This is a genomic window from Gordonia mangrovi, assembly GCF_024734075.1.
In the GTDB taxonomy this organism is placed as follows: domain Bacteria; phylum Actinomycetota; class Actinomycetes; order Mycobacteriales; family Mycobacteriaceae; genus Gordonia; species Gordonia mangrovi.
In genome coordinates this window covers 5,245,542-5,260,731 of the sequence record NZ_CP102850.1, presented here as the reverse complement: position 1 = coordinate 5,260,731, position 15,190 = coordinate 5,245,542, and the positions used below count along the sequence as shown (strand labels likewise).

The window sequence follows — 15,190 nt, the reverse complement described above, 5'->3', positions numbered from 1 at the left end:
ACTCGTCGAGGAGTGGGAGCAGGAACATGGGTGGTCGGGGTAGTCGAAATCGTTTGCGCATGGTCGGGGGCGCAATCGCTTTCAGTGCGGCGGCAATGACCGGGGTGGCGCTGGCGGCTCCGGCGGAGGCGGCAACGCTGCAAGGCGTTGCGGTCGATACGCCGGCCGGCTACGGATCGTCGGCGAACGGTTCGATGAACTACAACATCTATGGCGCGGGGTGCGCCTACCGACTCGACGTTCCGGTCGCCAGTCCGCGGTCGGCAAAGGGGAACCTGAAGGTCACCTCCACGGTCAACGGCAAGACAGTGACCTTCTACAACAAGAAGCCGACCAGCGTGATGGAACGTCCGGTCTGGCGTCCCACCGAGACCGGTCGGCACGTGCTGACCGCCACGCTCGATGGGGTCACCAAGACGCGGACCGTGACCGTCGGACCGGGCGTGCAATTCCCGGACTTCATCCGGGCCGGGGCGTGCTTCGTGTTGCCGATCTACTGACGGCAGTACACACGATCACACCCGGCCGGCCCGCACCGCGGGCCGGCCGGGTGTGGTTGTGCCCCCTTGTGCCGAAGCCACCTGCAACCGCCTCCGCCGCGGGTTCGCCCACTCGGAGCACGTGCGACTCAGTCGCGCCTGCCGCAGGGCAATGTGCGTCGGCGAGCCGACGTGACCGGGCATTGCTAGTGTGATACGCACTGCGGCAGCCCGATGCGCGGCTACGCACTGAGGTAGGGAGAGCACACATGGTTGGCAGCATGAGCCGCGTCCGGGGACGTCTGGTGGGAGCGGGTGTGGGCCTGATCGGCGCGGGGGCGCTCGCGCTCGCGATCGCCGCTCCGGCAGGCGCCGACGTCACTGACATCGAGATCACCACGCCATCGGGCTACGGTTCGAGCGCCGGCGTCTATGGAACCGGCTGCGAGTATGAGGTGCAGGCAACTGTCGACGACTATTCCGAGTCTGCGCCGGTGGTGACGTTCGTCTCGAAGAAGGAGGGCGACCCGACCAGTATCCCGTTCGGGAGCGTCACACCGGACACCGAGACGGTTTCCGCGACCTGGGAGCCGACCTCGCCGGGCACGTACGAGATCGGGGCAGCACAGGACGGCGTCGCCGTGTGGACGGAGAAGATCACCGTCGGTGAGGGTTTCGTGCCGATTCCGTCGATCGGTGGGTCGGCCGACAGCTTCCTTCCCTTCGCGGGGACGTGCTTCATCCTGCCGTGAAGCGTGCTTGGTTGACATGACTCCAGGGGTGTCGCGGACCGGTGGTCTGCGACACCCCTGAAGCATCCAGCAGTTCCGACGGTCACTCGAGGCCTCAGCAGGCTCGGAGTCACCCGGGAACCTGCAGCCCGTCCCGCCGGTCGAGAAAGAACACCGGCCCGCCTGCCGCGGCGTCCAGCCACGCTTGTACATCGTGGTGATGCTCGGCCGCGCCCACCAGGGCGCGCGTTGCGATCATGACCGCCTGCTCACACTCGTCGGGTCCGAGCAGTCCGGCGACGCGGGCATCGAACAACTCGTCCACATCGAGTAGCTCCAACGGCCGACCGGGAACGTCGACCAGATCGAGATACCAGTCCTCGGCGTGCCATCGGCCGTGCTCGTCGGGGCCGGAGAACCGTCCGACGTCCAGATACAGGCGCTGCCCGTCGCGGTAGCCGCCCCGGAAGTGGAAGATGTTGGCCCGCAGCCCCAGCGTGGGCAGCAGCCACGACTCCAGGTGAGTGAACCGGGGATGATCGGCGGTCCGTGACATGTAAAGCCCGCGGTCGGTCACCTCATAGCGCTCCACCGGGCGCACGAAACCCTTGTTGTCGGTGTTGGTCATCGCGGGGACGTCGAACAGTTCGCGTTTGGGCGGGTGACGCTTGGGCGTGGGAGGTCCACCGGGCATGGCCAACACCCTAACCCGCAGGTCAGACGACGGTCAGGCGACGGAACACAACTGTCATAGCCCGCGTTTACCCTGGCACTATGGCTGTTGCAGCAGAGCGCCCGGTCGTGGCGCACTCCGAGTTCCGGCCGGTCGGGGAGATCGAACGGACCGGTGGCCACTTCGAGGTGGTCAGCGAGTACGAACCCGCCGGTGACCAGCCGACGGCGATCAACGATCTCGAGAAGCGCATCACCAGCGGCGAGAAGGACATCGTCTTGCTCGGCGCGACGGGCACCGGCAAATCGGCGACCACCGCATGGCTCATCGAGCGGGTCCAGCGCCCCACCCTGGTCATGGCGCCCAACAAGACCCTCGCCGCGCAGCTGGCCAACGAACTGCGGGACATGTTGCCCAACAACGCCGTCGAGTACTTCGTGTCCTACTACGACTACTACCAGCCCGAGGCGTACATCGCCCAGACCGACACCTACATCGAGAAGGACTCGTCGATCAACGACGACGTCGAACGACTGCGGCACTCGGCCACGTCGAGCCTGCTCTCGCGGCGCGACGTGGTGGTGGTCGCGTCGGTGTCCTGCATCTACGGTCTCGGCACCCCGCAGTCCTACCTCGACCGGTCCGTCGAGGTGAGCGTCGGCGACGAGATCGACCGCGACGCCCTGCTGCGACTGCTGGTCGACGTCCAGTACACCCGCAACGACACCGCATTCACCCGCGGCAGCTTCCGCGTACGCGGCGACACCGTGGAGATCATCCCGTCCTACGAAGAACTCGCCGTACGCATCGAGTTCTTCGGCGACGAAGTGGAGTCGCTGTACTACCTGCACCCGCTGACCGGCGACGTGGTGCGCGAGGTGGACAACCTGCGCATCTTCCCGGCCACCCACTACGTGGCCGGCCCGGAGCGCATGGAGCGGGCGATGAAGAGCATCGAGGAGGAACTCGAGGCCCGTCTCGCCGAACTCGAGAACAAGGGCAAACTCCTGGAAGCGCAGCGGCTGCGCATGCGCACCAGTTACGACCTGGAGATGATGCGGCAGGTCGGCTTCTGCTCGGGTATCGAAAACTACTCGCGGCACATCGACGGTCGTGGCCCGGGCAGCGCCCCCGCGACCCTGATCGACTACTTCCCCGAGGATTTCCTCCTCGTCATCGACGAATCACACGTGACCGTGCCGCAGATCGGCGGCATGTACGAGGGAGACATGTCGCGTAAACGCAACCTCGTCGATTACGGCTTCCGATTGCCGTCGGCCATCGACAACCGGCCGCTGACCTGGGATGAATTCGTCGACCGCATCGGGCAGACCGTCTACCTGTCGGCGACACCCGGACCCTATGAGCTCGGGCAGGCCAACGGTGAGTTCGTCGAGCAGGTGATCCGCCCGACCGGACTGGTCGACCCCGAGGTCGTCGTGAAGCCCACCAAAGGCCAGATCGACGATCTCGTACACGAAATCCGCGAACGCACCGAACGCGACGAGCGGGTGCTGGTCACCACGCTCACCAAGAAGATGGCCGAGGACCTCACCGACTATCTGCTGGAACTCGGTATCCGCGTGCGGTACCTGCACTCCGAGGTCGACACCCTGCGGCGCGTCGAATTGTTGCGGCAGCTGCGATCCGGTGAATACGACGTCCTGGTGGGTATCAACCTGCTCCGTGAGGGACTCGACCTCCCCGAGGTGTCGCTGGTGGCGATCCTCGACGCCGACAAGGAGGGCTTCCTGCGGTCGACCACCTCGCTGATCCAGACGATCGGCCGCGCGGCGCGCAACGTGTCCGGCCAGGTGCACATGTACGCGGACACCATCACCGATTCCATGCGCAACGCGATCGACGAGACCGAACGGCGCCGCGAGAAGCAGATCGCCTACAACACCGAGATGGGCATCGACCCGAAGCCGTTGCGCAAGAAGATCGCCGACATTCTGGATCAGGTGTACCGCGAAGCCGAGGACGAGGCCGTGAAGGTGGGCGGCTCCGGGCGCAACGCGAGCCGCGGACGCCGCGCCCAGGGCGAGGTGTCCAAGGCAGGCAGCGCAGGCGTTATCGAGAAACGCGACACGTCGACGATGCCGCGCGCCGAGTTGGCCGACCTGGTGTCGCAGCTGACCGATCAGATGATGGCCGCGGCCCGCGACCTGCAATTCGAGTTGGCCGGACGGCTGCGCGATGAGATCGCCGATCTGAAGAAGGAACTGCGCGGAATGGACGCGGCCGGGATCAAGTAATCGTGCCGATCCCCACGATCAGCGGACAAACCGGCCGCCGCGAACTAATCTGCCGGATCAGGGGTTCTACAGTGTGTGGATGACACCTGCCTCGGCGCCGGTCGGGGAGGACTGACACGTGGAGGATGGATGAGCGCTTATCAGACGGTCGTGGTCGGCACCGATGGCTCGGAGTCATCGCTCAAGGCGGTCGACCGTGCGGGGGCAATCGCCGGGGAGGCGGCCACGTTGATCATCGCGTGCGCCTATTTCCCCAATGATCGTGGTGCCGGCGGAGCCGCCGACGTCCTCAAGGACGAGGCCTATCAGGTGATGGGGTCCTCGCCGACCGAGGAGATCCTGCGGACGGCCAAAGAGCGGGCTGCCAAGGCCGGTGCGGGCACCATCGACCAGCGTTCGGTCAAAGGCGCACCGGTCGACGCACTGCTGCAGCTCGTCACCGACGCCAAGGCCGACCTGTTGGTGGTCGGTAACAGGGGACTGAACTCCATCGCCGGACGGCTGCTCGGATCGGTCCCCGCCGACGTGGCCCGCAAGTCGGCGTGCGACGTGCTGATCGTCCATACGACCTGATCCCGGGGAACCGGCAAGAGCGTCCCAGCAAGAGCGCCCTCTCCAACCAGCCCGACATTGTCGACGGTGCGACTGGAGAGGGCGCTTTACTGAGGCGTATCGACAGACCTGCCGTCACCAGGCGTCGGGCGCTTCGGCAGTCATGTCGCCGAGTTCGGGCGGAAGATCCTCGCTGTGGATCACGGTGAGACGTTGCGTGGCGCGGGTGAGTGCCACATACAGGTCCGAATGTCCCAGCGGCGAATCGGCAATGATCGCAGCGGGTTCCACCACGACCGTGTTGTCGAACTCGAGTCCCTTGCAGGCGCCGACCGTCAATACCCGCGGTGACGTCTCCGCGTCGTCAGGCACCGCGGAGGCCATCTCGTCGTAGAGCCGGTGCGGAACGATGATGGCGGTCAGGCCGGCCAAACCGGGACGGGTCGCCGCACGTTGCGCCACCTTCCCGCGGGCGTCGACGTCGGTGCGCACCGCGATCGGGTCGATCCCGTTGCTGCGCAACGATGTCGGCGGCGACATCGTCGGGTTGATGTGGGTCAGAACGCGGGTGGCGTAGGTCATGATCTCGGTGGGGGTGCGGTAGTTCACCGTCAACTCGCGTAGCTGCCACCGCTCGGCCACATACGGTCTCAACACGTCACCCCACGAACGGGTACCGGCCAGATCTCCGGTCTGCGCGGTGTCGCCGATGATCGTCATCCACCGATTCGGAATCCGGCGCATCACCATCCGCCACGCCATCGCCGAGAGCTCCTGCGCCTCGTCGACGATGACGTGCCCGAACGCCCAGTTGCGGTCGCCGTGCGCCCGTTCGGCAGTGGTGAGGCGTTGTGTCTCGGTCTGGCGGGCGGCGAGCTGCTCGGCATCGATCAGGTCATAGGCCATCAGGATCTCCGGATCCAGCTCATCCTCGAGATCCTGTGGGGCCGAGCCGGTGAGGATGTCGAGCGCATCCTGGGCGTCGGCGAGCTGGCGCCGCCAACGTTCGCGCTCGGCGCGTTCGGCGTCATCGGTGCCGAACCCGATCAGTTCGGCCAGCTCGTCGAGCAACGGCACGTCGGCGGGGGAGAAGTCGCTGCCGTCGTTCTGCCGGAAGGTGGTGTCACGTTGCAGCGCTGTCCGATCGGTATCCGACCAGCCGGGACTGGCCTTGCGCACCGCAGCGGGATCGGCATACAGGTCGCGCAACATCTCCTGCGGGTGCAACGTGGGCCAAAACCGCAGCAGCGCCCGCCGGATTTCCGGGTCGTGACTCATCTCGTCGCGGATGTCGGCGATGTCGGCGCCGCTGAGCAGCTGGGAACCGTCGAGCAGGCTGGACCCGATCGTGCTTGCATGCGCCCGGGCCAGCCCGTCCAGCGCGGCACGCAGAAACGCCGGCTGCGCCAGGTTGTGCGCCTTGCGGGTACTGCGCGCCTTGGCGCGTGCCTCCTTGACGAGGGCCGAGTCGATCATCACCTGATAGGTGTCGAACTCGACCGGCACCGGTTTGCTCGGTAACGATTCACGAGCTCGCACAGCACGTTTGAGGAGATCGACCATGCGCAGGTCGCCCTTGATCGCGGCTGCGTCCCGCTCGTCGCGTGCGGTGGCGTGCACACCGGGGAACATGTCACCGATCGTCGACAACAACACGCCGGACTCACCCAATGACGGCAGCACCTGACCGATGTAGGTGAGGAAGTCGTCATTGGGTCCGATGATCAGGATGCCGCTGCGCGACAGGATGTCTCGGTGGGTGTAGAGCAGGTAGGCGGCACGGTGCAGGGCCACCGCGGTCTTGCCGGTACCCGGACCGCCCTGGATGACGGTGACCCCGCGGTGTGTCGAGCGGATGATCAGATCCTGCTCGCGCTGAATCGTCTCCACGATGTCGGTCATCTCGCCGGTACGCGCCGCATTCAACGCAGCGACCAGCGCGTTCTCGTTCACCACGTCGCCGTGGCCGACGTCGTCTGCCGAGGCCTCGCCGAGGGTGAGGAACTCGTCGTTGACCGCGCGGACGCGACGGCTGCGGGTCCGGACGTGCCGGCGGCGGTCCACATCCTCGGGGGCGGCCGGGGTGGCGAGGTAGAACGGCCGCGACAGCGGTGCGCGCCAGTCGAGGAGCAGGGTGGTGTCGGCGGCATCGTCGTCGAGAATGCCGATGCGGCCGATGCGACGCGTCTCGCCGTCGTCGAGGTCGAGGCGCCCGAAGTACAAGTTGTGCTCGGCCGCATCGAATTTGGACAGATCCTCGGTGTACATCCGCTCGTAGGATTCGCGCTCCGAGCGGGCCTGGGGTGTGCCGCCGCTCTCACGCAGCGTCGACGACAGCCGTCGCTGGGTGTTGGCGCGCATTCGGTCGAGCCGCGCATACACCTTGTCGAGGTGGTCCTGTTCCTCGGTGATGCGGGTGTCGACGTCGGTCTCTGTCGAACTCACCGCGGTGCTGATCCTGTCTCGAGGTCGGGCAAGGGAAGTGTGGCCGGTCGGGACAGTCCGGCCGATCGCATCGAGGCCGACACCCGAGCCCCCACCCGGGGGTCGGCCAGCCGCCGGCATACCTCGGTGGTCGGTCCCCGTAGCGCGTGGTCGGCAATGCGGGTGCCGAGCCAGTCGAAGATCTCGGCCTGTGTGCCGAGGGGGACCGGGTCGGCGTCGGGATCGGCGAGCACCCCGTGTAGCGACACGTACACCCAGAAGGACGCGGCGGTGTCGTGGATGCCCGGATGATCGCGGGCCGAGAGCTCCATACGACGATAGTTCGGCTCGGTGTGATCGAGCATGGTCGCTTCGGCGTCGGTGAGCCAGGCGCCCACGGCGTGCAGGGTGGCCTCCGGTGCGTGATAGGGCGCGGCCGGGATGTAGCCGCGGGCCGAGACGTGCGCGGAGTGTCCGACGGCGAGGTGGGACACCGTGACCCGCGCCATCGGCGGCCCGGGCTCGCCGGTTGCGACGCGGGCCAGTTTGGTCCGCATCACCTCCGGTGATGCGTTGGAGCCCACCGCGACGACGAGGTGGCGGCCGGCGGTGTCGCTGGGCCGGGTGAGTTCGCCGTCCACATCCGACACCGCCCACGGGTATTCGTGGGCGGGTAGCGATGACGACGGACCGAGGTGATGCTCACCCGGCCGACGGAGGTCGGACGACGCGGCTATGAGCGGACCTCTCGCCAGCGGCGCCGGCCTTCGTCGGCGCCCTTCGATGCCTTGTCGCGCGCAGTGTCGGCGAGTGCGTTGACCTCATCCGCCCATTCCGGAGCGTGGCTCCGCACGACGCCGGCTGCCTTTTCGGAACGTCGCTGAGCTTCGGCGACCGCCTTGTCGGCGCGCTTCTGCGCGGTCTTGGTCGCTTTGTCGATGCGCTTCTGGGTGGTCTTGGACGCCTTGCCGGACCGCTTCTGCGCCGCCTTGGCGGCCTTACCGGCCTTCTCGGAGTGCTTGTGTGCCGCCTCGATGAACTCGGTCGAGTGCTTCTGGGCTGCCTCGGCGAGTTCGGGCGCGCGCTGCCGGATCAGTTCGGCCGCCTCGACCGACCGTTCGCGTGCGGCCTCGGCGAGTTCAGGGGCTCGGCTGCGGATGAGTTCGGCTGCCTCGGTGGACCGTTCGCGTGCCAGCTCGGCGAACTCCGGCGCCCGGTGACGGATCACCTCGGCCGCGTCGGCCGAGCGCTCACCGAGAACGTGTGCGCCGTCCTGCGAGCGTTCGACCAGCGATTCCCAGGTGGATTCCGATGCCGCGGCACCCAGCGGCAGCGCGGCCGCGATAGCGTGGCTCGCATCGGAGGCCTTGCGGCGTCCGCGCCAGGCCAGTGAGGGCTTGCCCTCGGTGTCGACGGCCGCGATGAGCAGGCCGCCGACGAGGCTGACGTTCTTGAAGAACTGGGTTTTCTGACGTGCGCGGGCCTCAGGGTCGGTCTCTTCCCAGAAGGCGTGGCCGGCGATGGTCGTGGGGACGGTGGATCCGGCCAGTGCGAGCGCGGCGATGCGCGGGAACTTGCCGGTGGCCAACAGGATTCCGCCGCCGACTTGCACTGCGCCGTTGATCCGGACCAGCGTCTCGGGGTCGGTCGGCACCTTGTCGGTGACATCATTGGGCAGGGTGTCGACGGACTTGTCGATGAAGCCGCGTGCGGTCTCGGCCTTGGCGGTGGGGCTACGCAGGGCGTCGATGCCGGAGGCAACGAACGCAGTGGCGAGCATGGGTCGGGCAATTCGGCGGATCAACACTGACGGCCTCCTCGTAGCTGACTCGGATGCTCACCCCCATGGCTTGAGTGGCGAACCTTATCGAGGTTACCGGTCACCGGCAGCGTCTGCAGGTGCCCTGTTCGGAGGTCCGAAGGCAGGTCCGGGGGCGGGTCACCAGCCCCGTTCGCGCCACTCGGCGAGTGCGGGCCGCTCGGCGCCCAGGGTGTCGAAGTCTCCGGGCTGCCACGTCTTGCCGATGCCGCCGGGGAAGAGAGAGGGTGCAGGCAGTTCAGGGCATCCTTGTCCCGGAGGAGCTTGGCGTCCCGAGTCAACTCCATCGACGCTGTCGTGCTGACCAGGAGATACGCAGTTCAGGCTGGTCGCGAGGTAGAAAGTGTCTTACGCTTTTGTGGTGCAGGTGAATGTCTACCGATCGGCGTATCGGCACGGCATCACCGACGATGAGATTCGGGCGACGATCGCGCATCCGCTCATTCGGTACGCGATCACGACCGAGTTCGAGGACGCCGATACCTACATGTTTGTGGGTCGGATTGCCAACGAGCCGTGGATCGAAGTCGCCGCCGAGGATCGAGATGGCGACAGCTGGGAGGTCTTTCACGCCATGTTGTTGACCCAACGCGTTGCAACGGAACGTCCTTGTGGCCTCGGGCGGCGCCGTCGACCTGTGTGGCGAATGCGGCGGACAACGCCCGTCAGTCGACACGATCTCAGATGAGAAGAAGGGTGACCGGAGATGACTTCGAGGAATTCGCGCGACTACGAACGCATGGCCGATGCGGTCGAAGGCGGCGAGTACAAGGTGTCCGGGCCCCTCGAAGTCGGTGCCACGCTGAAGATGGGCCGACCACCGGTAGGTGAGCGACGAGACACCACCTCACGTACGGTGCGACTGCCCGCCGCACTCGATGCACGGCTGGCGGATTACGCGGAGGACACCCGAACCACGCCGAGTGAAGTGCTCAGACGCGCAGTCGATTTGTACCTGAACAGTCATCCGGCGCGACGAGACCAGCCGTCGTAGCGCCGTCAAGGCAGCTCGCCCGTGCCGTCACAGATGACCGGGCCGTTTCGCTCATGGCATTACCAGCCCCGTTCGCGCCACTCGGCGAGTGCGGGCCGCTCGGCGCCCAGGGTGGTGTCGTTGCCGTGGCCGGGGTAGATCACGGTGGAGTCCGGGTAGCGGTCGAACAGCTTTGCGGTGACGTCGGCGAGCAGGGTGTCGAAGTCTCCGGGCTGCCACGTCTTGCCGATGCCACCCGGGAACAGGCAGTCGCCGGTGAACAGATGCACCACGTCGTCGTCGCGCAGGGCGAGCGCGATCGAACCCGGGGTGTGCCCGACCAGATGGATGGCGTCGAAGGTGAGCTCACCCACCCGGATCTGGTCGCCGTCGTCGATCAGTCGGTCGGGGCGGACCGGCAACGGGTCGGCATCGAGCCGCCCGGCCGCGGTGGGGACACCGAGCGCGGCCGCGACCTCTGTCAAAGCCTGCCAGTGGTCGGGGTGCTGATGGGTGGTGAAGATCAGTTCGGGGGTCCCGGGCAGGTCGTCGACGAGGGCGAGGATGCGGTCCGCGTCGTTGGCGGCGTCGATGACGAGTTGTTTCCCGGTCGCGGTACAGGTGACCACGTAGACGTTGTTGTCCATCGGGCCCACCGACATCTTGACGATCGACGCCGTCGAGAGGGTTCTGCGCTGTGGGGCCGGTGATCCCGACAGGTCGCCGGTGTAGCGGTCGCTGATCGAAACATCCTGAGGGCTCATGCGGTCAGGCTATGCCACCGCGCTCGGGCGTTGGTCCGTTCGCCCGCCCGCCGGGTCGGCCGATGGCGCCGGTCGACGGGGATCAACGGTCATCTCACGCGGGTATCGTGGAGCAGTGGTCGACGGCCCGACGTAGTTGTCGGAGTCCGTCGATATGGTGTGCGCGGAGCGGTCCAGCCCAGTCGGCCGGCGCATCCACCCAGCTCACCTGTCGGTACCCCGGCTCAGCCGGACAGCAACGAACGAGGACTTATCCAGTGGTTGACCGTCTCATCGTCCGCGGTGCCCGAGAACACAACCTGCGTGGGATCGATGTCGACCTCCCGCGGGACAGTCTCATCGTGTTCACCGGGCTGTCGGGGTCGGGGAAGTCGTCGCTGGCCTTCGACACCATCTTCGCCGAGGGCCAACGTCGCTACGTCGAATCGTTGTCGGCGTACGCCCGGCAGTTCCTCGGCCAGATGGACAAGCCTGACGTCGACTTCATCGAGGGCCTGTCGCCGGCGGTGTCGATCGACCAGAAGTCCACCAACCGCAACCCGCGGTCGACGGTCGGCACCATCACTGAGGTCTACGACTATCTGCGTCTGCTCTATGCCCGTGCCGGACGTGCCCACTGCCCGGAGTGCGGCGAACTGATCGCCAAGCAGACGCCGCAGCAGATCGTCGACCAGGTGCTCGAGATGGAGCCCGGTGTCCGGTTCCAGGTGCTCGCGCCGGTGGTGCGCACCCGGAAGGGGGAGTTCGTCGATCTGTTCGGTGAACTGCAGACCCAAGGTTTCTCTCGTGCGCGTATCGACGGCGTCGTCCACCAGCTGACCGACCCGCCCAAGCTCAAGAAGCAGGAGAAGCACGACATCGAGGTCGTCGTCGACCGATTGGCCGTCAAGCCGACCGCCAAGCAGCGTCTCACCGATTCGATCGAGACCGCCCTGCGCCTCGCCGACGGCATCGTCGTGCTCGATTTCGTGGACCTCGAGGAAGACGACCCGCACCGCGAACGACGTTTCTCCGAACGCATGGCCTGCCCCAACGGTCACCCGATCGCCATCGACGACCTCGAACCGCGGTCGTTCTCGTTCAACTCGCCCTACGGTGCCTGCCCGGAGTGCGACGGCCTCGGCATCCGCAAGGAGGTCGACGAGGAGCTCGTCGTCCCCGATCCCGAGTTGTCGCTGTCCGACGGGGCCATCGCACCGTGGTCGACCGGCCACAACGCCGACTATTTCCTCCGGCTCATGGGCGGTCTGGCCGACCAGATGGGCTTCTCGGTCGACACCCCGTGGAAGAAGCTGCCGGCCAAGGCGCGCACCGCGATCCTCAAGGGCAGCGATCACCAGGTGCACGTCAAGTTCCGCAACCGCTACGGCCGCACCCGGTCCTACTACACCGAGTTCGAAGGTGTGCTCTCGTTCCTCGCCCGGCGGATGGACCAGACCGAATCCGAGCAGATGAAGGAGCGCTATGAGGGCTACATGCGCGACATTCCCTGTCCCGCATGTCAGGGTGCCCGTCTGCGGCCCGAGATCTTGTCGGTCACCCTCGACCATCCCACCTACGGTGCGATGTCCATCGCCGAGGTGTGTGCGCTGTCGGTGGCCGAGTGCGCCGACTACCTCAACGGCCTGAAACTCGACGAGCGGCAGGCGGCCATCGCCGGTCGGGTACTCAAAGAGGTGCAGGCCCGCATCACCTTCCTGCTCGACGTCGGCCTGGAATACCTGTCGCTCTCGCGGGCGGCGGGATCGCTGTCGGGCGGCGAGGCCCAGCGCATCCGGCTGGCCACCCAGATCGGATCGGGGCTGGCCGGCGTGCTCTATGTCCTCGACGAGCCGTCCATCGGTCTGCATCAGCGGGACAATCGTCGACTCATCGAGACCCTCACGCGGCTGCGCGACCTCGGCAACACGTTGATCGTCGTCGAACACGACGAGGACACCATCCGGTCGGCCGACTGGATCGTCGACATCGGTCCGCGTGCCGGTGAGCACGGCGGCGAGGTGGTGCACAGCGGCAGTTACCAGGATCTGCTGAAGAACCGCCGGTCGTTGACGGGTGCCTATCTGTCCGGCCGCGACGAACTGCCGATCCCGGCGATCCGCCGGCCGATCTCGCGCAAGAAGCAGCTCACCGTCGTCGGGGCACGCGAACACAACCTGCAGGGCATCGAGGTCGGGTTTCCGCTCGGCGTGCTCACTGCGGTGACCGGGGTGTCCGGCTCCGGCAAATCGACGCTCGTCAACGACATCCTCGCGACCGTGCTGGCGAACAAACTCAACGGCGCGCGGCAGGTGCCGGGTCGTCATACGCGTGTGAAGGGGCTCGATCAGCTCGACAAGCTCGTGCGGGTCGACCAGTCACCGATCGGGCGTACGCCGCGCTCCAACCCGGCCACCTACACCGGCGTGTTCGACAAGATCCGCACGCTGTTCGCGGCGACGACCGAGGCCAAGGTGCGCGGCTACCAGCCGGGCCGGTTCTCGTTCAACGTCAAGGGCGGCCGCTGCGAGGCGTGCACCGGTGAGGGCACGATCAAGATCGAGATGAACTTCCTGCCCGACGTCTATGTCCCGTGCGAGGTGTGCCACGGCGCGCGGTACAACCGGGAGACGCTCGAGGTGCACTACAAGGGCAAGACCATCTCCGAGGTGCTCGACATGCCGATCGAGGAGGCCGCCGAGTTCTTCGAACCGGTCACGTCGATCCATCGGTACCTGAAGACTCTGGTCGACGTCGGATTGGGCTATGTGCGGCTCGGACAGCCCGCGCCGACCCTGTCCGGCGGCGAGGCACAGCGCGTGAAGCTGGCAGCCGAGTTGCAGAAGCGCACCAACGGCCGCGCCGTCTACATCCTCGACGAGCCCACCACCGGCCTGCACTTCGAGGACATCAAGAAGCTGCTCGCCGTCATCAACGGTCTCGTCGACAAGGGCAACACCGTCATCGTCATCGAGCACAACCTCGACGTCATCAAGACCGCCGATTGGATCATCGACATGGGACCCGAGGGTGGTACCGGCGGCGGCACCGTCGTCGCCGAGGGCACCCCCGAGGACATCGCCCTCGAGCCGGCCAGCCACACCGGCAAGTTCCTCGCCGACATCCTCGACGTCGACGACACGGTCGCCTCAGCCGGCTGACACGCCCCCGATTTCGTAGTACGAACCGTCGAAATTTCACACGTTCGTACTACGGATCCGGGCGGGCTCAGGCTGCGGTCGCCTGCTTGACGGCGGCTCGGATCTGGGCGAGGACCCACTGCGGCCGCGTGGTGACGTCATGCCATGTGAATCGGAGGACGGTCCAGCCGTTGGCGATGAGATTGTTCTGCCGCTCCCGATCGTGTTGGAACGCCTCGGCATCGCTGTGAAAAGCGAACCCGTCGATCTCGACATCGATCTTGAGCTCGGGGATGGCGATGTCGAGAACATAGCCGCACGCGGGATGGTTCTGCGTCCACCCGACGATGTCCGAGGACTCGAGCAGGGCAACGGTCTTGCGTTCGCCCTCCGAGCGCGCACCCGACGACATGGCGGCCAACATCGCGCGCGACCGCGGCGACCCGCGTCGTCCGGTGTTGCGCTTCTGCGCTTCAACGAGCGCAGACAGTGTCGTGTTCTGACGTAGCAGTGCGTTGTCCATCACCCGCACGCCGATGTCGACGGCGGCGTCGAGCACCGTCAGCGGTACATGCGTCACGCGCAGACGGTCGACGACGGTGAGGTCGGCCGTGTCCAGCGTGCGGTGCCATACGCGGGCGCCGGGCACCGGCCTGCCGCGTCGGCCGTGGGGCGTGATCACCGTGATCGTCGACGGTGGGTGGGTGATCAGGCCGTGCCACCACGCGGCGCTGCCGCCGCAGAGCGCCGCACCTGGTCCCGCCGACAGGACCGCGATCCGGGCGTGCATCCGGTCGTCGAGGAGGCGGTCCGCGACGCGATATACCGAGCGGGTGACCCGAATCCACTCCCCGGAAGCGACCCGACGCCGGGCCGCTTCGGCGCTGATGCCGGACTCCTTTGCCTGGGCGAGGGTGAAGACCCCGTCGTGGTCGGCGATCATCGTGCGCACAGCTGCGTAATCCGTCATGCGGTTTGGACGCAGCGCCACCACCCACGGTTCCACCCCAGATTTCGTAGTCCGAACCATGCGAAAATCGACGGTTCGTACTACGAAATCGCTACTTGCCCATGGACTTGCGGATTTCGTCGAGCTTGCGCTTGGCGGCCTCGTCGCGTTTGCGCATCATCTCGTCGACCTGCTGGCCCTCGGGGCTCGCGTGGGCGAGTTCCTCGCTGCCGATGGCGGTGGAAATCCGCTGCTCGATCTTGTCGCGGACGAAGTCGAAGGTGGGGACACCAGACTCGGAGTAGTAGGGATCGGTGACCGGCGGGACGTACCCGGCGGACGACGGCGGGGGAGCCGACGTCGGGTCGGCGACGACCTCGCCCTCGATGATGTCCCGATCAGGGTCCTTCGGCGTGCTGGTCACGATCCCAGCCTACGCGCGACGACGC

The 15,190-nt window shown here is 66.6% G+C and carries 14 protein-coding genes and 1 pseudogene; 7 read left to right on the top strand and 8 right to left on the bottom strand.

Features of this window, described 5'->3' with window-relative positions:
• The first annotated feature begins 59 nt into the window (after positions 1-59).
• Both NWF22_RS23890 and NWF22_RS23885 read left to right on the top strand, forming a co-directional pair.
• Positions 60-500, top strand: a complete 441-nt coding sequence (locus NWF22_RS23890) for a hypothetical protein (RefSeq protein WP_233750895.1) — start codon at positions 60-62, stop codon at positions 498-500.
• A 260-nt stretch (positions 501-760) separates the two neighbouring features.
• On the top strand, positions 761-1,231 hold the full coding sequence (locus NWF22_RS23885) for a hypothetical protein (protein ID WP_160901283.1): 471 nt from the start codon (positions 761-763) through the stop codon (positions 1,229-1,231).
• 109 nt (positions 1,232-1,340) lie between these two features.
• On the opposite strand, the gene NWF22_RS23880 is transcribed toward NWF22_RS23885, so the two are convergent.
• Positions 1,341-1,904 carry a ribonuclease FAU-1 family protein gene (locus tag NWF22_RS23880; RefSeq protein ID WP_160901284.1) on the bottom strand — a complete coding sequence of 188 codons (564 nt, stop codon included), beginning with the start codon at positions 1,902-1,904 and terminating at the stop codon, positions 1,341-1,343.
• 80 nt (positions 1,905-1,984) lie between these two features.
• Between NWF22_RS23880 and uvrB the strand changes: the two genes are divergently transcribed.
• Positions 1,985-4,141: an excinuclease ABC subunit UvrB gene (gene uvrB, locus NWF22_RS23875; protein ID WP_160901285.1), complete on the top strand. Its 2,157-nt coding sequence runs from the start codon at positions 1,985-1,987 to the stop codon at positions 4,139-4,141.
• Positions 4,142-4,270: 129 nt separating this feature from the next.
• Positions 4,271-4,714 (top strand): universal stress protein, encoded by a 444-nt coding sequence (locus NWF22_RS23870; RefSeq protein WP_160901286.1) that lies wholly within the window; start codon positions 4,271-4,273, stop codon positions 4,712-4,714.
• Positions 4,715-4,828: 114 nt separating this feature from the next.
• Here the strand turns inward: NWF22_RS23870 and NWF22_RS23865 are convergent, their stop codons facing one another.
• The 4 genes and pseudogenes from NWF22_RS23865 to NWF22_RS23850 form a co-directional block, all read right to left on the bottom strand.
• Positions 4,829-7,138: a HelD family protein gene (locus NWF22_RS23865; RefSeq protein ID WP_160901287.1), complete on the bottom strand. Its 2,310-nt coding sequence runs from the start codon at positions 7,136-7,138 to the stop codon at positions 4,829-4,831.
• Entirely contained in the window at positions 7,135-7,767 is a 633-nt protein-coding gene (locus NWF22_RS23860) for a hypothetical protein (RefSeq protein ID WP_160901288.1), read from the bottom strand. The genes NWF22_RS23865 and NWF22_RS23860 overlap by 4 nt, the downstream gene beginning before the upstream one ends.
• Positions 7,768-7,850: 83 nt before the next feature.
• Positions 7,851-8,924, bottom strand: a complete 1,074-nt coding sequence (locus NWF22_RS23855) for a DoxX family protein (RefSeq protein WP_160901289.1) — start codon at positions 8,922-8,924, stop codon at positions 7,851-7,853.
• 132 nt (positions 8,925-9,056) lie between these two features.
• Positions 9,057-9,161: pseudogene (locus tag NWF22_RS23850) on the bottom strand (MBL fold metallo-hydrolase); the annotation flags it as partial.
• Between the two features lie 136 nt (positions 9,162-9,297).
• Here NWF22_RS23850 and NWF22_RS23845 point away from each other — a divergent pair.
• Together NWF22_RS23845 and NWF22_RS23840 are read left to right on the top strand one after the other, a co-directional pair.
• On the top strand, positions 9,298-9,624 hold the full coding sequence (locus NWF22_RS23845) for a hypothetical protein (protein ID WP_258321266.1): 327 nt from the start codon (positions 9,298-9,300) through the stop codon (positions 9,622-9,624).
• Between the two features lie 18 nt (positions 9,625-9,642).
• Positions 9,643-9,930 carry a ribbon-helix-helix domain-containing protein gene (locus NWF22_RS23840; protein ID WP_160901290.1) on the top strand — a complete coding sequence of 96 codons (288 nt, stop codon included), beginning with the start codon at positions 9,643-9,645 and terminating at the stop codon, positions 9,928-9,930.
• Between the two features lie 59 nt (positions 9,931-9,989).
• Here the strand turns inward: NWF22_RS23840 and NWF22_RS23835 are convergent, their stop codons facing one another.
• A complete protein-coding gene (locus NWF22_RS23835) occupies positions 9,990-10,673 on the bottom strand; it encodes an MBL fold metallo-hydrolase (protein WP_160901291.1) in 684 nt (227 codons plus the stop codon).
• 257 nt (positions 10,674-10,930) lie between these two features.
• Here NWF22_RS23835 and uvrA point away from each other — a divergent pair, with 257 nt between their 5' ends.
• Positions 10,931-13,813, top strand: coding sequence for an excinuclease ABC subunit UvrA (uvrA, locus tag NWF22_RS23830; protein WP_160901292.1), 2,883 nt, complete (start codon positions 10,931-10,933; stop codon positions 13,811-13,813).
• Between the two features lie 67 nt (positions 13,814-13,880).
• Here uvrA and NWF22_RS23825 read toward each other — a convergent pair whose 3' ends face one another.
• Together NWF22_RS23825 and NWF22_RS23820 are read right to left on the bottom strand one after the other, a co-directional pair.
• Positions 13,881-14,762 carry a type IV toxin-antitoxin system AbiEi family antitoxin domain-containing protein gene (locus tag NWF22_RS23825; protein WP_160901293.1) on the bottom strand — a complete coding sequence of 294 codons (882 nt, stop codon included), beginning with the start codon at positions 14,760-14,762 and terminating at the stop codon, positions 13,881-13,883.
• A gap of 91 nt (positions 14,763-14,853) precedes the next feature.
• Positions 14,854-15,165, bottom strand: coding sequence for a PspA domain-containing protein (locus NWF22_RS23820; protein ID WP_160901294.1), 312 nt, complete (start codon positions 15,163-15,165; stop codon positions 14,854-14,856).
• Positions 15,166-15,190 lie beyond the last annotated feature (25 nt).

What these genes read in the sequence shown, in the direction of transcription:
- NWF22_RS23840 (WP_160901290.1), top strand. Translation starts at nt 9,643, where the DNA reads ATGACTTCGAGGAATTCGCGCGACTACGAACGCATGGCCGATGCGGTC.
- NWF22_RS23885 (WP_160901283.1), top strand. Translation starts at nt 761, where the DNA reads ATGAGCCGCGTCCGGGGACGTCTGGTGGGAGCGGGTGTGGGCCTGATC.
- uvrB (WP_160901285.1), top strand. Translation starts at nt 1,985, where the DNA reads ATGGCTGTTGCAGCAGAGCGCCCGGTCGTGGCGCACTCCGAGTTCCGG.
- NWF22_RS23825 (WP_160901293.1), bottom strand. Translation starts at nt 14,762, where the DNA reads ATGACGGATTACGCAGCTGTGCGCACGATGATCGCCGACCACGACGGG.
- NWF22_RS23880 (WP_160901284.1), bottom strand. Translation starts at nt 1,904, where the DNA reads ATGCCCGGTGGACCTCCCACGCCCAAGCGTCACCCGCCCAAACGCGAA.
- NWF22_RS23890 (WP_233750895.1), top strand. Translation starts at nt 60, where the DNA reads ATGGTCGGGGGCGCAATCGCTTTCAGTGCGGCGGCAATGACCGGGGTG.
- NWF22_RS23835 (WP_160901291.1), bottom strand. Translation starts at nt 10,673, where the DNA reads ATGAGCCCTCAGGATGTTTCGATCAGCGACCGCTACACCGGCGACCTG.
- NWF22_RS23870 (WP_160901286.1), top strand. Translation starts at nt 4,271, where the DNA reads ATGAGCGCTTATCAGACGGTCGTGGTCGGCACCGATGGCTCGGAGTCA.